This window comes from Pseudomonas sp. NPDC088885, assembly GCF_044750025.1.
Lineage (GTDB): Bacteria > Pseudomonadota > Gammaproteobacteria > Pseudomonadales > Pseudomonadaceae > Aquipseudomonas > Aquipseudomonas rustica.
In genome coordinates this window covers 47,202-63,395 of the sequence record NZ_JBIVJB010000026.1, presented here as the reverse complement: position 1 = coordinate 63,395, position 16,194 = coordinate 47,202, and the positions used below count along the sequence as shown (strand labels likewise).

The 16,194-nt window shown below is 53.3% G+C and carries 16 protein-coding genes and 3 pseudogenes; 4 read left to right on the top strand and 15 right to left on the bottom strand.

Annotated features, from left to right (window positions below):
* Together ACIP1X_RS13725 and ACIP1X_RS13720 are read left to right on the top strand one after the other, a co-directional pair.
* Window positions 1–148: pseudogene (locus ACIP1X_RS13725) on the top strand (gluconate transporter); the annotation flags it as partial.
* Between the two features lie 68 nt (window positions 149–216).
* A pseudogene (locus tag ACIP1X_RS13720) lies at window positions 217–341 on the top strand (transcriptional regulator); the annotation flags it as partial.
* A 54-nt stretch (window positions 342–395) separates the two neighbouring features.
* On the opposite strand, the gene ACIP1X_RS13715 reads toward ACIP1X_RS13720, so the two are convergent.
* The 5 genes from ACIP1X_RS13715 to ACIP1X_RS13695 form a co-directional block, all read right to left on the bottom strand.
* Window positions 396–1,340 carry an alpha/beta hydrolase gene (locus tag ACIP1X_RS13715; protein WP_400752786.1) on the bottom strand — a complete coding sequence of 315 codons (945 nt, stop codon included), beginning with the start codon at window positions 1,338–1,340 and terminating at the stop codon, window positions 396–398.
* Window positions 1,341–1,417: 77 nt separating this feature from the next.
* The gene (locus tag ACIP1X_RS13710) at window positions 1,418–2,440 is read right to left on the bottom strand and encodes a transketolase family protein (RefSeq protein ID WP_400752776.1); all 1,023 of its coding nucleotides are present in this window, start codon (window positions 2,438–2,440) and stop codon (window positions 1,418–1,420) included.
* On the bottom strand, window positions 2,437–3,285 hold the full coding sequence (locus ACIP1X_RS13705; protein ID WP_053123166.1) for a transketolase: 849 nt from the start codon (window positions 3,283–3,285) through the stop codon (window positions 2,437–2,439). Before ACIP1X_RS13705 ends, ACIP1X_RS13710 begins: the two co-directional genes overlap by 4 nt.
* 17 nt (window positions 3,286–3,302) lie before the next feature.
* Entirely contained in the window at window positions 3,303–4,601 is a 1,299-nt protein-coding gene (locus ACIP1X_RS13700; protein WP_053123164.1) for an MFS transporter, read from the bottom strand.
* Window positions 4,602–4,700: 99 nt separating this feature from the next.
* Window positions 4,701–5,450: an SDR family NAD(P)-dependent oxidoreductase gene (locus ACIP1X_RS13695; protein ID WP_053123162.1), complete on the bottom strand. Its 750-nt coding sequence runs from the start codon at window positions 5,448–5,450 to the stop codon at window positions 4,701–4,703.
* A gap of 195 nt (window positions 5,451–5,645) precedes the next feature.
* Between ACIP1X_RS13695 and ACIP1X_RS13690 the strand changes: the two genes are divergently transcribed.
* The gene (locus ACIP1X_RS13690) at window positions 5,646–6,563 is read left to right on the top strand and encodes a LysR substrate-binding domain-containing protein (protein ID WP_400752783.1); all 918 of its coding nucleotides are present in this window, start codon (window positions 5,646–5,648) and stop codon (window positions 6,561–6,563) included.
* Window positions 6,564–6,635: 72 nt separating this feature from the next.
* Here the strand turns inward: ACIP1X_RS13690 and ACIP1X_RS13685 are convergent, their stop codons facing one another.
* The 4 genes and pseudogenes from ACIP1X_RS13685 to ACIP1X_RS13670 all read right to left on the bottom strand — a co-directional run.
* A complete protein-coding gene (locus tag ACIP1X_RS13685) occupies window positions 6,636–7,310 on the bottom strand; it encodes an HAD family hydrolase (protein ID WP_400752771.1) in 675 nt (224 codons plus the stop codon).
* Between the two features lie 86 nt (window positions 7,311–7,396).
* Window positions 7,397–7,579, bottom strand: a complete 183-nt coding sequence (locus tag ACIP1X_RS13680) for a hypothetical protein (RefSeq protein ID WP_400752769.1) — start codon at window positions 7,577–7,579, stop codon at window positions 7,397–7,399.
* 257 nt (window positions 7,580–7,836) lie between these two features.
* Window positions 7,837–8,157 (bottom strand): hypothetical protein, encoded by a 321-nt coding sequence (locus ACIP1X_RS13675; protein ID WP_053123158.1) that lies wholly within the window; start codon window positions 8,155–8,157, stop codon window positions 7,837–7,839.
* Window positions 8,158–8,451: 294 nt separating this feature from the next.
* Window positions 8,452–8,710: pseudogene (locus ACIP1X_RS13670) on the bottom strand (short chain dehydrogenase); the annotation flags it as partial.
* A gap of 184 nt (window positions 8,711–8,894) precedes the next feature.
* On the opposite strand from ACIP1X_RS13670, the gene ACIP1X_RS13665 reads away from it, so the two are divergent.
* Window positions 8,895–9,134, top strand: coding sequence for a hypothetical protein (locus tag ACIP1X_RS13665; RefSeq protein WP_042559149.1), 240 nt, complete (start codon window positions 8,895–8,897; stop codon window positions 9,132–9,134).
* A 569-nt stretch (window positions 9,135–9,703) separates the two neighbouring features.
* On the opposite strand, the gene ACIP1X_RS13660 is transcribed toward ACIP1X_RS13665, so the two are convergent.
* From ACIP1X_RS13660 to ACIP1X_RS13635, 6 genes are all read right to left on the bottom strand, one after another.
* On the bottom strand, window positions 9,704–9,922 hold the full coding sequence (locus ACIP1X_RS13660) for a hypothetical protein (RefSeq protein ID WP_053123318.1): 219 nt from the start codon (window positions 9,920–9,922) through the stop codon (window positions 9,704–9,706).
* Between the two features lie 129 nt (window positions 9,923–10,051).
* Entirely contained in the window at window positions 10,052–10,822 is a 771-nt protein-coding gene (locus ACIP1X_RS13655) for a transporter (protein WP_400752780.1), read from the bottom strand.
* 169 nt (window positions 10,823–10,991) lie between these two features.
* Window positions 10,992–11,510, bottom strand: a complete 519-nt coding sequence (locus tag ACIP1X_RS13650) for a hypothetical protein (protein ID WP_400752764.1) — start codon at window positions 11,508–11,510, stop codon at window positions 10,992–10,994.
* A gap of 50 nt (window positions 11,511–11,560) precedes the next feature.
* On the bottom strand, window positions 11,561–12,856 hold the full coding sequence (locus ACIP1X_RS13645; protein ID WP_400752762.1) for an OmpP1/FadL family transporter: 1,296 nt from the start codon (window positions 12,854–12,856) through the stop codon (window positions 11,561–11,563).
* Window positions 12,857–13,007: 151 nt separating this feature from the next.
* Window positions 13,008–13,679, bottom strand: coding sequence for a DUF3313 domain-containing protein (locus ACIP1X_RS13640; protein ID WP_400752759.1), 672 nt, complete (start codon window positions 13,677–13,679; stop codon window positions 13,008–13,010).
* Window positions 13,680–13,765: 86 nt separating this feature from the next.
* Window positions 13,766–15,796: an alkyl/aryl-sulfatase gene (locus ACIP1X_RS13635; protein ID WP_400752757.1), complete on the bottom strand. Its 2,031-nt coding sequence runs from the start codon at window positions 15,794–15,796 to the stop codon at window positions 13,766–13,768.
* Between the last annotated feature and the right edge of the window lie 398 nt (window positions 15,797–16,194).

The following is a 16,194-nucleotide window of genomic DNA, read 5'->3' as shown; positions in this document are numbered from 1 at the left end:
GAACCATGCGGGCTTCTGGATGGTGAAGGAATCCTTCGGCATGACTATGGGCGAAGCCACCAAGACCATTTCGGTGGTTCAATCCATCGTAGCCGTGGTCGGTTTGATTGTGGTGTTGATGTTGAATGCAGCTCTCACGGTGATTTGAGTCAGGATCTGTTCGCAGGTAGTTACTCTGCCCGAGCGAGTTAGCCGAGGGTGGGGGATAGAGTTACGATTAAGGTCTATAAAAACCCTCACACTGGTGAAGTCGTCGAAACCAAGGTGGCAACCACAATCAACTGAAAGAATGGAAAGCTGAGTACGGTTTCACCACCGTTGAGTCCTGCCTGACCAAGTGATTTTGGTTTGAATACAAAAGGGCCCAATTGGGCTCTTTTTAGTGTGCAATACACCTACGCGCTTGCTATGAAACGCCGCAATGCTCTAATGATATCGAGTGCTGCCTGGTCAGTAATGCGTCCAGGATTCTGGTCGAACATGTGTGGAGCCCCCGGGTACACATGATGCTCTAAGGCTACGCCTGACCGAGAAAGTCTTAATGCAAAGGTGACGTCTTCCTCCAGGAATAAATCCAGAGCACCTACCGATATATAAGTCGGTGGCAAATCCCTCAGGTCTGCCTGCATCGCAGGTGAAAACAATCCTACTCTCTCATCATCAAGTTCATAGTTTCCGCGAAGGCAACTCCAGCAGAATTGGTTGGCGTTGGGCTGCCAGCCAATTGTGCCCGTGATGCTGTTCTTGTGAAGTGAGTCCTCTATGCCCGAGCGGTAATCCAGCATCGGATAGATTAGGACTTGGCCTGCGATGGGGTATACACCTCTGTCTCGAGCAAGGATAGACAGGGCAGCTGCCAAACCACCACCAGCAATGTGCCCCATTACGACCAATTTGCGAGTGTCGATATTGAGGGCGTGCCGATTCTCGAATAACCAGCCAAGAGCCGTGTGGCAGTCTTCGAGGGGAATAGGGAAGGGATGTTCGGGCGCAAGGCGGTAGTCTACAGCGACTATGACCGCCTTCAGCTCCTCAGCCAGATCGGCCAAATAGTCATCTGCCATTTCAGGTTGCCCGAGTACAAAACCGCCTCCGTGGATGTAAAGGATTACAGGAAGAGCTTTGCGCTCCGCTACGACATCAGGCCGGTGAAAGCAAAGGCGCAAACCCTCCCCGTCGTGAGTGGTCGTCCAAAAGATTTCACACCGCGCTAGTTCTGACGATTTGAACGTCGCATGGACACGTTTTCTGATGGCAGGCAGCGTATCCAGCGTCCACGTTTCCTCGCCAGGAGTCAAAAAGCTTCGGAAAGCGGGATCAAGCAGCTCATGTGGTTTCAACGTTCCGCCCCTTTTTTTCATGTGAGGAGGCGCCTCAAATCGAAGCGCCCTTCACGATGAACTACAACAAGATGGAGCTACAACCAGGCTTTGATTTCCGCACAAACGGCTGGCGTTGAGATGCCATATCGGTCGTGCAGAGTCGGTAGTGCGCCAGCGTCCAGGAATGCGTCGGGTAAAGCGATTTGCCGGAAGGTAGGCGTCACTCCATTACGCAGAAGTAGGCCGGCAACAGCCTCGCCGAGTCCACCGATAATTGAGCTGTTCTCGGCGGTTACTACCAGGCGTCCGGACTTGCGGGCCTCGGCCAGGATGGTCTGCTCATCCAGCGGCTTGATGGTTGGGACGTGCAGCACTGCAACATCGATACCGTCTGCCTGGAGCTGCTTTGCCGCTTCCAATGAACGCATCGTCATTAGCCCCGTAGAGATGATCAGGACATCGTTACCAGTGCGCAGAGTCTTGGCTTTGCCAATCTCGAATTTGTAGCCGTACTCGTCCAGCACCAACGGGACATTGCCACGCAGTAAGCGCATGTAGACCGGGCCTTGATGCGCAGCAATGGCGGGCACGGCCTGCTCGATTTCCAGTGCGTCGCACGGATCGACGATCATCAGGTTTGGCATAGCGCGGAAGATCGCCAGGTCATCAGTGGCCTGGTGGCTTGGGCCGTAACCGGTGGTTAATCCGGGCAAGCCGCAGACAATCTTGACGTTAAGGTTTTCCTCAGCGATGGCCATGCAAATGAAGTCATACGCACGGCGCGATGCAAACACCGCATAGGTAGTGGCGAACGGTACGAAACCTTCCCGAGCCATACCTGCAGCGGCGCTCATCAGCAACTGTTCGGCCATGCCCATTTGGTAAAAGCGATCCGGGTGAGCCTTGGCAAAGATGTGCAGGTCGGTGTACTTGGACAGGTCAGCGGAAAGGCCGACGATATCTGGGCGCTGATCCGCCAATACAGCCAATGCGTGTCCGAACGGGGCCGACTTAGTCGCTTGGCCTTCAGAGGCAATCGAAGCGATCATCGCCGAGGTGGTCAGGCGTTTTTTGATTGGCTCGCCAGTTGAAGTCGGCGTGTTAGCGGCGTTGCTCATTGGTCTTTTCCTTCTTCAAGGTTGCTCAGTGCCAGATCCCATTCGTGCTCTTCCACGCGGATGAAGTGGGTTTTCTCGCGGTTTTCCAGGAACGGCACGCCTTTGCCCATTTTTGTGTCGCAGATAATCACGCGGGGTTGGGCGGCTGGATGATTGCGCGCGGTATCGAAAGCGGCGACGAGCGCATCAAGGTCATTGCCATCGACGCGCTGAGTGAACCAGCCAAACGCCTGCCAGCGATCAACGATGGGTTCGAACGAGAGGATTTCGCTGGAGTAACCATCGGCTTGCTGGTTGTTGACGTCGACGATGGCGATCAGGTTGTCGAGTTTCCAGTGCGAAGCCGACATCACAGCTTCCCAGGTCGAGCCTTCATTCAACTCGCCGTCTGAGAGCAGGTTGTAAACGAAGGAGGGCGAGCCCTTACGCTTGAGTCCCAGACAGGCACCGACCGCGATGCCAAGGCCCTGACCCAGGGAGCCACCAGTGATTTCCATGCCCGGGGTGTAGGCGGCCATGCCCGACATCGGCAGGCGGCTGTCATCCGAGCCGTAGGTTTCCAGCTCATCGAGCGGGATGATTTCAGCTTCGATCAAGGCTGCATAAAGCGCAATGGCATAGTGACCGATAGAGAGGTAGAAGCGATCTCGCTCTTCCCAGTCGGGATCTGCAGGCCGATGGTTCATCGCATGGAAGTAGGAGACTGCCAGCAGGTCGGCAGCACCGAGGGCCTGGCCAACATAACCTTGGCCTTGAACTTGACCCATTCGCAGCGCATGGCGGCGAATGTTATGCGCGCGTTCAACCAAGGTCGTGGATGAAGCGAGTGAAGGATTAGTAGTCATGGTGAAACTCCATTAACTCAACGATTGACCAAAGCGGCGGGGATGCGCAGTACCAGAGCGGCGCCTGCGAACAGCACACCCGTGATCAGGTACATGCCAATGGCACTGGAGCCGGTGATAGTGGTGATCCAGCCAATCAGATAGGGCGAGCAGAACCCGGCAAGGTTGGCAAAGCTGTTGACCGCTGCGATGCCGGCGGCGGCGGAAACGCCTCCGAGTAATGTGGTCGGCAGCATCCAGAACAATGACGTCGCAGACAAAATGCCGGATGCGGCGAGGCAAAGGCTGAGGATGGACAGCGTTGGATTACCGCCCATTAGTGCCGCCAAACTTAGGCCGATTGCGCCGGCAATCATCGGCACGATGAGATGCCAGCGGCGCTCGCGATGTTTGTCACCACTGCGTCCCACCAGCAGCATGGCGGCAATGGCACAGAGATAGGGCAGGCTGGTCAGAAAGCCGATGTGCAGAGGGTCGGAAACGCCTGAATTACGCACCAGAGTGGGCAGCCAGAAGGTGATTGCGTACTGTCCCATCACCACACAGAAGTAGATCGCAGCCAGTAACCACAAACGACGGTCGCGAATGAATTCGCCGACGGAGGCATGGGTGACTTTCTGTTGGTCGTCTTCGGCCAGTTCTCGAGTGATCAAGGCTTTTTCTTCGTCGTTGAGCCAGGTGGCCTGATGCACCCCGTCCTTCAGGTAGCTCAAAACCAAAAGACCAACGACAACGGTCGGCACGGCCTCAAGAACGAACATCCATTGCCAGCCCGCCCAGCCATGCATGCCGGCGAAGTGATTCATGATCCAGCCGGAGAGGGGGCCTCCCACCATCCCCGACAGAGGAATGGCGATGAACCACAACACGGTCATGCGTGCGCGACGATAGGATGGAAACCAGTAGGTCAGGTAGAGCAAAAGGCCAGGCGCGAGACCGGCTTCGGCAATGCCTAGCAGAAAGCGAAGGGCATAGAACTGCCAGGCGGTTTCGACGAAGGCAAACATCGCCGAGACGATGCCCCAGGTGATCATGATGCGTGCGATCCAGACCCTCGCACCGACCTTGTGGAGAATGATGTTGCTGGGGACTTCACAGAGGAAATAGCCGATGAAGAACATGCCAGCGCCTAGTCCATAGACCGTTTCGCTGAGCGCCAGATCGTTCATCATCTGCAGCTTGGCAAACCCGACGTTGACGCGATCAAGGTAGGCGCACAGGTAGCACAGCATCAGAAAAGGCATCAGGCGCCAGGCCGTTTTACGGTAGGCATTGGAACGCACGGACGAAACCGCTTCGAGCGACAGGGTTGTCATGATGGTCTGATCTCTTGTTTTTATTGACCGCCGGGACATCAAGCCCGACGTGTCGTCGATCCAGAACCGCACGGGCCGCGCAGGCCCGCCCAGGTGTACTCAGTGAATTAGCATGCCGCCGTTCACATCCAGCGTGATACCTGTGAGGTAAGAGGACAGGTCGCTGGCCAAGAAGAGGGCTGCGTTGGCGACATCCTGTGCGGCGCCGAGTCGGCCCAGGGGAATACCGTCGATGATCGCGTGGCGGCGATCATCCTGCATCAGGCCCCCAGTGATGTCGGTGTGAATCAAACCAGGGGCGATGGAGTTGACGCGAATATTGTCCGGCCCCAGTTCACGTGCCATGGCTTTGCCCAGACCCAATACGCCAGCCTTCGCCGCACTGTAATGAGGGCCACCGAAGATGCCGCCGCCGCGCTGAGCAGAAACGGAAGACATGCACACAATGCTTCCGGAAGATTGTTGGCGCATGACTGGAATCACGGCCTGCGACATCAGCAGGGTACCGCGCAGACTGACGTCGAGCACCTTGTCGTAGTCTGAAGGGCGTATGTCCAGAGTCTTGAGTGGCTGAGTAATGCCGGCATTGTTGACGAGGACGTCAATGCGACCGAAATGCTCGATGATTTTGGCAACGACCTGCTGAACCTGCGACTCGTCAGCAACGTTGGCCGCCAGACCGAGATGACCTTCGCCTAAGGAAGCAGCGGCATCACGGGCAGCGGATTCATCCAGGTCAAGGATCACGACGTGAGCGCCTTGTTGCGCAAACGTGGTCGCTGTAGCGCGGCCAATGCCACGGGCAGATGCGGCACCAGTGATGATTGCGACTTTGCCTTGGAGAAGCATGGAGGAGTACCTCAAATTGTTTTTATTGGGTCGATCCGTCAAGAACCGATGACTCAGCTTGTTCTCCAAGGGTGGTCTGAGCAATAACGCGAATGTCACTCGATGCTGAAAAAAATTCAGCACTCGTCAAGGCAGTTGTCAGGTGATTGAATGAAAGACAAATCAAATAATCGTCAAAAAATGCAGTGGGGTGCCATGCGCACAGATGCTGATACACCAATCATCCTGCCACCGCTGAGAGCAATTCAGGCCTTCGAGCAAACGGCGCGCTTCGGAAACGTTGCCAAGGCAGCTGAAGTATTGGATTTAACGCCATCAGCTGTTAGCCACCAGTTGGCCAAGCTTGAGGGGATGATTGGCAGGCAATTATTCGTTCGAGCGGCCCGTGGTGTCTCCCTCACTCCGGTGGGGGAGCAGTACCTGAAAGAAGTCTCCGGGATCCTACATAGCCTTGCAGTGGCAACCGAACGCGCGGCCAGCGATGTCAGTCTCGATTGTCTGCGGCTGCACTCATCGCCCAGCTTCGGCCTGCTCTGGTTGATGCCGCGATTGGAAGCGTTCCGTGCAAGTCATCCCGATATCCAGCTCAACTTGTCATGTTCTTACGAGTCACTGCACTTCAGCCGGGACAAGATTGATGTGGATATCCGCCATGGGATGCCCAACTGGCCAAGCTATGAGGTTCGCACGGTTCAAAATGAAAAATTCGCCGTACTGACATCACCGAAATTGCTGGCGCTACGACCTGTCCGAGTGGCGTCGGATCTACTCGATTGTGATTTGGTACTGTCTGAAGCCACACTGCTGAAGTGGCCACAATGGTTCGCCCAACATGGTTTGGCTCGACCGGAAAGACCCTACACATTGAGTTTCGACCGATCCTATATGTCACTTGAGGCCGCTAGCCACGGGCTTGGATTCGCGTTGGAGAGTACGCTGCTCGCGCAAAAGTACCTCGCGTCCGGAGCGCTAGTAGAAGTTGCGCCAGAATCCCTCAGCGCTCCAGTGGCCGCTCACCATTTAGTCTTCCCAAAGGCGCATTCCGGCTTTCCGCGTGTGCGGCGCTTTTTAGAGTGGATGGAAAGTGAGTTGGGACATGAATTCACGTATTGAGTGGCGCGTAAGAATCTTAGAATAGAAAGTAAGATTCCGTGACTGTACTCAAGCCGCGTGCCTGCCGATGGCTCACGGACGGGAAGCCACCTCATCCAAGTGCCGCAGCAGTCCCAGAGGATCCTCGTAGACGCGGAGTGCACCAGCACGTTCAAGCTCTCCAGTGTCGTAACCACCAGAAAGCAGCCCTATACCCGTTGCCTTACAGCGGCGTGCGGCAAGCATGTCCCAGATGGCGTCGCCTATCACCAGGCAATCTTCGATGGGTACATTGAGTTTGCTTGCAGCGGCGGGGAAAAGGTCGGGATCGGGCTTGCCATACTTCACGTTATCACGGGTGATGAGATTGACCTCCGCGATATCCACGCCCAATGCCTTCAGATTGATCGCCGCAGTGTCCATGCCACCGCTGGTCGCAATACACCACTTGAGCTGATCGCGGTTTAGCGTATCGAGAAGCTCTACAGCGCCAGGGAGAGCGGTTATCTGGTCTTGCAGACCCTTGTAGGCTTCAGCATGTTTATCGCTGAGTCTTTTAGCTTGGTCTGGTTTGATTTCCAGGCCGGTCTCACGGGCTAACATCTTGAGCATCAGCCCGCCGCTCATACCGATTTTTCTGTGAATTCGCCACATGGCCAACGGTATGTCTTCTGAGTCGAGCGCGGTTTTCCACGCGAAAACATTCTGGTAAACGCTATCAGTCAACGTGCCATCAAGATCAAATATGAATGAGGTTTGCTGGCGCATACGTGACACCTCCGTAAAGCAAATTTCAGGTAGTAGATGTCGCGTATTGGAAATATGGGTCGCATCGAACACCAAGGGAGCTGACGTTAATCCTTGAGTCTTTCCAAGTCGGCTGGGCCGGGTTCCACACGTGGTTCGTCGCCAAGAAACTCATCTTCCCTAACAACTCGTTCGTCATCTGTTAAGCCTGTTTCTGACACGTCTGAGACGAGAGCAGAATCTTTCAGTGCTTTGCTGTTTTTGGATGAAACGGAGTTTTTTTCAGTCATGAGATTTCTCCTCGACGCTCGAAATTTGAAGCGTTCAATTTTTCGAAAGCACATGGTCTGAGTCGTTCCGTCTTTCGCAAATTTCGAAACGCTGCAGCCGTAGAGCATGAATGGCAGTGCGGTTTGCTTTGCCTTGCTTCCGCTTTTTCGACGAGGTTTTTAGCGCGAACAGATTTGGTTCAAGTAGAAAAAGGGCCCTTGAAGGTCTTTTTTTATCTGCCGGCAGTGTTTATTGGAAATTTACCTTGAGCCAAAGGTTAATCAGACTCACGAAGCAAGCTGAACCATTCAGCATAAGGGGAGTTAGTGACCCGGAATCTATTGAAATCAGGACTGCCATCAGCCCACCAAACAGCGCCCCGCTCACCAAGCGCTACTTTGGCCACTTGTACCTTCTCCCAAGCGCGCTTTAGCTGCGATTCGTCCTCCGAATCTTTCGCTTTCTTCACCTCGCGTCGAGCTGCCATGAGTGCATCGACAAGACGCTGGCGCACGCCCTCTTCCAATGACGGGTTTGAACAGCGCCACAACTGCCCTTGGACAACGAAGTAACGACCGTCAGGGGTCACAGGATGCATTTTCTCACCTCTGATTTTTCCAAGGGCGCTGTACCAGGGAATTCACGAAGGACGACTACCTCAGCTTTCGGATAGGAAGGCGTTTAGCTTGTTTGACCCCAAAGAGTATTCCCAGTAATAGCGCTGCTCCCGCCGCCAGGAGTATGGGATAGGGATGTTTACCCGACATCCAGACGCCCTCAACTCCTTGTTGAACGCTTGTTGAAGTAGGGCGATGTCCCGATGACGATGGATTACGACTGATCGAAATGTCAGAGGGATCGATCTCTGCTTCGTAGGGCATTTCGTTCAAAGGTAAACGCGCACCGTCTGCAAGAATGAGGGTTAGGTCTTCTACAGTGCCGGCGAGTCGATTGGGGAATACTGGCTCACCCGTGGGATCAAGCTCATCGTAATAAAACTGCTGTCCTTCCAGCCAACCAATCGCCGTCATCAATTCGGGGCCAAGGTAATATTTCCCGTCGAGGAAGAAGCCTGGGAAATGTCGTGTGCGTTCGAGACTTTCTACGATGTAACGCTCGCCTGCCTTCATACCGGTTGCTGGGTTAATCATGATGAAGCCCTCAGATTCGCTGGTGTTGCGATAGAGGATGGGGTGTGGCGCAACGTTCCATCGAGATGACTGAAAGGCTGAGTGGCGGGGAGGTGACGGTCGGTAAGCCAATAAATCGAACACTCGAAATACAAACCCTCTCCAAGCTACATGCCCCCACCATTGAGGGTACTGAGAGGTGTGTATGAATAGCGATCCAAAGCTGCAAGGTGGGATGGGTGAGGATGACCCTATGCCGACATCGCCTGATCCATTGAGCCCAGGCCGCACCGAAGTTGATCCAATGAAAGAGGAAGGAGTTGACGAACTTCCGGATAACGAAGGTGAGCGCCCGCTTGATGATGACGACGTCGGGCTCGACCCTGAGCGTGTGCGGGAGGAGACGGATAATGCGGTGATGGATAATCAGCAGGATCCGCGTTAATCCTCGGACACCCCTTGCACAATCCTCAATTGAGTTGGCCAGGGAGGGCAAACTCGGATGGAGTGCATGCAGAACTGGACAGTTGATTACATATTTGGCGCAAAAAAAGACCCGCGATGGGGGACGGGCCGGGAATCACTAAAGGAGCTGTCACAACCGTACACCTGCAAATGTGAAATTATCGTGACGGGTGTTTCAGCGTTTTTCAGAATCAAGACTATTCAAGGATACGGGAGTGGCCTCCTGTAGCGAGCTCGGCAGCTGGTCTTCCAGTTTGGGGAGAGCTACTTCTACAAGGGGCCACTGGGTCGCGAAGCTCTGATTTTCTGTCGAAGCAGAAAGCTTGTGATGCAGATATTGGATGTGCTGCCTCACAAAATGAGCTGAGTAAGCTGCGGTTGAGATGACGACCGCTACCCCTAGAATGGCAATCGTCCTGAAGGCTGACATGGAGCTTCCTTATGTACATCAGTCAACTCAAGCATAGTGCGTGCATTGGAAACGCGGCACAAGATCCTCGAAAGCCAACCCGGCTTGATCATGAATTGCATACAGAACGAGGTCGAACCTTACGATTGACGTAGACGGAGGATTGCGTCGGTAATTCCCTGAGCATTTTTGTCGAGCGTTTCCATCGCTGCATTTGCGTTGGCTGCAGCGTCTCCAGCTCCATGTTCAGATAGCCACTTCGTAACCTCTTCAATGGCTGCGCATATTGCATGCTGGTTGTGGAGCAGCAGTGTGAGCGCGTCTGCTGTATTAACGTTTGCTTCAGAGTTGGCTCGCATCGTTATCGTCCGTAATAATTGATTCATTGACTCTGTCCATCGGTTGCGAACATGAACTACACACCCGTTCAATTGATTCCCTAATTAACGTGATATCAGCTAACAATGGAGACCGGGCTCTCAGTTTTTTTAGCGTGGAAACAACATCGTAACGGCAAAACGAAACCCCCAACCCTGCGGCCCGTCCTCCGGACTATCGATCCAGTAACGGGGCCCGGCCTGCACTGTTAGCGGCTGACCCCCGATCTTCAACAATTGAGTGACTGTCAGATTCACCGGCACCGACCATTCGCGAGATTGCCAATTGTAAGTAGATTCGGTATTCACGCCCCACGTGGTCAATGTGCTTGTGGTGTAGGAGAGGAAAGGCTGTAGGAAGGTCTGATTGACCTTGTCCTTATCGTTTGGCGGGCTGCCGTCTAGGCCCCAGATGTGATTAGCAAGTATGCCGTGAGTCCAGCCATTTTCCTGTTTCAACGCGACAACAGTCGGGCCCGCTCCCCACTGCTCGCTACCGAGTAATTCATCGCTGCCCGTAGGAATCAAGATCGCGGGGCCAGCACCGAGTATCCAGCCGCTTTCGGTAGGTTGTTTAGGAGAGAAGAAAAAGCTTTGCGTGATATCACCAACGCCGGACTTGTCCGCTGCACCGTTAGGCGCCAGACCATGTTGATCGATGACCGGTAAGATGGTGCGAGAAATGAGGTTCCAATCGTCGTTGAGTGTGAATGGAAGCACAGGTTGGATATTTGTGACGCTGTGCATGCCCTCACCGGTGGGCCCCATTTTTTGATCCCAGTTGTACTGCACTGGCAGGCTGTACATGGCCGCTACGGGATTGAGTGCTTTTTTGGCCAGCTCTGCAGAATCCTCCGCTTCGGCGATAGGCATAAAGCACATCGAAGCGATCAAAGCCGGGTACGTGTACTTCAATTGAGATTTGATTTTCATTGCTGAGCACCTGGAATCGGCGAAAAAACGCGTGATGTGGATACGGGTTTAGGTGTTGATGGACATTGATTGGAAAGCGCCTATGGAGCCTTTTGCAATACTCAATTTATTCGACGTTTCACGGTTCAGAAATTGGTGTAGGTAGAGGGCCCAAAAACATTCTTTTCAAACGGCCACGCCCTAATGCACGTGCCAACTCCGACATGACGCAATACACAAATATCAGGGTAATGAGCAGAATCTGCACTGCCCAGAATTGAGGCCAGTTCATGGACGCCCACAACGCAGAGTTAGCATCCATGAAGGATGGTGCCTCTTTCCAATATTCGTAGAGTCGTTCCAGATAGTGAACAACCAACGCGACCAAGGCGTACATGACGGTCTTCCAACTGACATTCCAGATCAGTGGCTTTTCAGGAAAGCGATTAATGAAGGGAAGCATATCAGCGACTAGGACGGACTTCCCGAGCACCAACGAGGCGAGCAAGATCGAACCTGAGACTGGAAGCGAAACGCCCGTGCCCTTCATCATAAGTGCACGGATGGCGGCTACGATATGCAGTATCACGAAGAAGAAAATGGTCGGCGGTATCGCCTTCATTACTTCGTGCTTTATAGTTTGCATGACAGCTTTCATATTAAACCTCCAATAGTGCCGCAGACGCATCAGAGAATTGAAGTATCGTCTCAGAAGCGCCAGTTCGCTCCACCACCAATGATGTGCAAGGCCGAATTACGGTAGGTTCCCGAAAGGCTGTCGCCCGAGCGCGCCTTCGTTTGCTCGACCTCCATATCTCCCAGCCAAACCAATGTATAGGCCGCGTGTATGTCCAGCCCTTCATCGACTTGGTAATTAATACCTGTGGCCAGACGCCAAGCTTCCCCCATAGGGTTGTCAACGGTGCGGTCTTTATCGTCGACCGCCGAAGTGTCGTAACCTACACCCATGCTCCAGCGTAGCTTTGAGGTCGCCTGATATTGGGCCCCAACAGAAGCGTGCCAAGTATCCTTATACTTCCGGTCAGCGGAACGGCTTACGTCGGCAGCGTTGGCGTCAACTTCAACCCCGATGTTGCCAAACTCGCTCCAGTCCTGCCAACCGAGACTGCCCAGCAGCTTCCACTGCGGATCGAGATCGTGCGCGACACTGACCACTACCGTCTGCGGAACCGACATGTCCAATTCCAGAGAGTCAACATTCAAGCGGCGTAACGCTGCGTTGATGATCGGGTTATCGACTTTGCGCACGTCGGGCTTATCTTTGAACTCCAAGTCGATTTTGCTGGTATAGGCGAGACCAATCTGGGTGCGCTCGCTCAGCCTGTAGAGTAAACCGAAGTTAACCCCTACTCCGACGTCGGTATCCTTGTACTCAAGCTGACCATCAGGGCTATCGCGCAACCCAAGAAGGTTGTTGTTGATAGCTGTCTCGTTCCGGTAATAGCCGTACATGATGCGGGGGCCGATACCAATGGAGAGGTCATCTGTGAATTTGTGTGCGAGCGTTGGTTGAAATGAGATGCCGATGATCGCTGCTTCTTGGTTGAAGTAGCGACCAGCCCAGTCATCGTCATAATCAAGTGCTAGCCCAAAGTTGCCATACATGCCGAAGCCAATGGCGGAGCGGTCATCGATTTGATGGCTGATAAAAAAACTGGCGCCTGGCAGGTATTGCAAGGCGTTGCCGCCTTCATTGCCGTCGAACTGATTGCCACTGTCGCGAGAGAAACCCAAATCACCCAGAATGACCTGCGCATTTGCGCTGATCTGGGTGCCTGACAACTGAGTAATACCCGCCGGATTGCTCATGAGCACGCTGGGATCGGTTGCGAGCGCTGCGGATCCTGCATTAGCCAGACCATTACCTTCCTGCCCCGCCTCATAAACCAGGATACCGCCTGCACAAGCGTCCCCTGTGATCAAGCTCAAGCCTAAGGCCAATGTAGAAAAGCCAAACCTGCCGGAGTGATTGTTTCGAAACATACGCATCCTCTGCGAGGGGTCATGCCCAGACGAACTTCGCTTCTTTCTATTGAAGATCAGTTAGAAATTCGGTCATCAGTATCGTGTCTGCGTTGTAGATAGCGCATTGGTACGCTGAAGTTCGGCAGAACAATCTGACGACCGGATTCCATTACTTGTTCTTGAGTAAATGGAAGGATTTGGCAATATCCTGAGCCCACACATCTAGCACGGCTTTAAAGTCATTCGCCTGCATGACTTGGGCGGAGTTATCCAGATCCGCACCCGCGCCCTTACGCACTACTTCTGCGACCACTCTGCTATCACTACCGTCGAGAAATGCAGCTTCGGTCGCTAGGCTCGTATCTTGGTCTCGGATACCGGTCGCCGCACTGACGCCTGCTGCGACCAAGGCGATTGGGATCACCTCGTAAGGACGAAGGCCTTTGGTTTCTGCGCTCACAGCTGTGATAGCTGGTCGCACCACAAGTACACCTGGGCCAGGTGCGGAGGCTAAAGTTAGCTCCCGCGAAAATGCGTTTTTAAGGGTTTGATCGTAGTATTGGGTGATGCCTTGCAATGTCTTCAGCGGCAATTTCGCCGTAGGTTGAGGTTTAGGATAGAGCTGGCTCGGTTCGATATAGACGCTGGTGTAGTGCTTTACATCCACTTTCGGATCAATCCAGCGCATCACAGCCGCTCCCGAAGGCGACTTGTCTTCTTTCAAAATACTATAGTCCTTTAAAAACCCAGAATACTGAGTGGGATCTACGTATTTATCGGCGCATCCGGAGAGAGCCACCGTCATTAAAACCAAAGATGCGGACAATGATTTGATTTGCATATGAATGCTCCAGACGATTCTATTCATCTTGCATGATGTCGGCAGCATTCTCACGCTGCCGACATTCAAACTTCACGGCTACTTTTTTAAGGCGTTACAATGTTGAACCAGAATTCGAAGTTGTCCATGTAGGACACCAGTTCCTCCAGTTTGCCTTGCGCACCGTCAACTTTGATATCACCGGAGGCTATTGCATCTTTCAAAGTAGTCTCCTTCAAAACGATCTTGTTAAGAGTGTCTCGAGTGAGAGTGATTTTTGCATCGGCGTCCTTGGCTTCAACGCCTTCAGTGTGATTGAGCACACCATTCTCCATTTCCACCGAGTATTTCTTTTTCAGGTCAGTGAAGTCGAAATTGAGCGATACACGTTTGCCATCTGCTTTTGACCCATCCAAGCGCATTGCCAGGAAGTCAAAGAACAAGTCCAGATCCATGGCTCGCACGGTGTCAGGACTGGCGGTATCAGGTGTTGGTAGCTTCATCACACCTTCGCGCAGCTCTTTGGCACCGGTGAGATAGAAGTTACGCCATGGCCCACTTTCAGCTTGGTAACCCAGTTGTTCCAGTGCGTCGGCTTGCATATTTTTAGCCGCTTGGTTGCTCGGGTTTGCAAACACCACATGGTTGACCACTTCCGCGACCCAGCGGAATTCGCCCTTATCGAAGTATTCTTTCGCTTTCTTCAGAACGGCATCTTCGCCACCCATCATCTCGACATAATGTTTGGCACCTTCCACCGGCGGCAATTCGTTCAAGGTTGCTGGGTTACCAGTGAACCAACCCATGTACAAAACATAGGTCGCTTTGACGTTATGGTTCACCGAACCGTAGTACCCACGGTTGGAGAACTTGTTGGCGATTTCCTTCGGTAGTTTGAACTGCTCCGCGATCTCGACCATGGTGTAACCCTTGTTGATCATGCGCAGGGTTTCATCATTGATGTAGCGGTACATGTCGCGCTGGGAAGACAGTTGCTCGCGGACTTCCTTGTTGCCCCACACTGGCCAGTGGTGCATGGCATACATCACTTGAACGTCGTCGCCCCACAGCTTAAGTGCCTCGTTCAGGTATTTCGACCATGGCAGAGGCTCGCGGATCTTCGCGCCACGCAGCGAGTACGTGTTGTGAAGGGTATGGGTGGAATCTTCTGCAGTGTTGAGTGCTTTCTTTTCCTTGATGTAATAAAGCATCTCGGCAGGAGCTTCACTGCCCGGCGCATAGAGGAACTGATACGTCAGGCCATCGATGACGCGAGTTTCGCCAGTCTCCTTGATGATGTCGGTAGGAGGAATCAGTGAAACCGTACCTGCCGACGTTGTGGTGCCCAAACCGGCGCCCAGTTGACCGGTTGGGGTAGGTGGCAGCAAGTTGCCGTACATGTAGCTGGCCCGACGACTCATTGCCGTACCGGCCATTACGTTCTCGGATACTGCATGCTCTACAAACCCAAGCGGAGCATAAATCTTCACCTTGCCAGCCTTCACGTCCTCTTCATTTACTACACCACGCACACCGCCGTAGTGGTCAACGTGACTGTGGGTGTAGATCACTGCCACCACAGGTTTTTTCGGGCGGTGTTGGTAGTAAAGATCCAGCGCGGCCTTGGCGGTTTCGGTAGAAATCAGCGGATCGAAAACGGTAATGCCGTCTTTGCCTTCAACGATGGTCATGTTCGACAGGTCGTAGTTGCGAACCTGGTAGATGCCATCGGTTACTTCGAAGAGCCCGGAGATATTGATCAGTTGGGACTGACGCCATAGGCTCGGGTTCGTGGTATCCGGCGCTTTTTCGCCTTCTTTGATGAAGTTGTATTTAGCCGGATCCCAGATCACATTGCCCGACTGACCTTTGATCACGCCGGTAGGCAGCGGCGCGATGAAGCCCTTGTGCGCCAGTTCGAATGAGGTTTTGTCATTGAACGGCAGCTCTTTGAGCAGCGCCTCATTGGCCGTTTTGGTGAATTGTGTTGCCGGTTTCGGCTTCTCAGCTTCCGCTGCAAATGCTTGGGATGCCAAGGCAAATGCCGTTACGAACGAGCACATTAGCCCTACGCCTCTGAGAGGTCGTGCAACCCCATGGGAATGAATCTGAGCTATTGAATTCTTCGCCAACTTCATCGTCCGTGCTCCTTGTTAGTCGGAATGCGCTAAACCTAAAGTGATAAGCGCAGGCACAACTAAAAGTAGTAGGCACTGGGAATTTGTCGAGAAGTCCATTCATTTCCTTACGTTACAGTCGCATCCCTAGGAAAAAAATGAGAACAGATCGACCATTTGTCACGAGGCTGTGGTGTTTGCAAGCCAGAGGTTTTTTTCGTTTTTTCCTCCCTTTTAGGGGAGCGCATTTAGCTAGATCGCGAGTTGAAGATAATGACGAGAACAAGACTCAAAAGCCTGTTGTAATTGGGGCAATATCAGCGTCCATCCTGCTTGATTCTTAAGGGAGAAGCCCATGGCCGATAAATCAGCGGCTGCGGTTTTCTTCGGAACTTCCCCCTAACTCTCCCCACTACTGC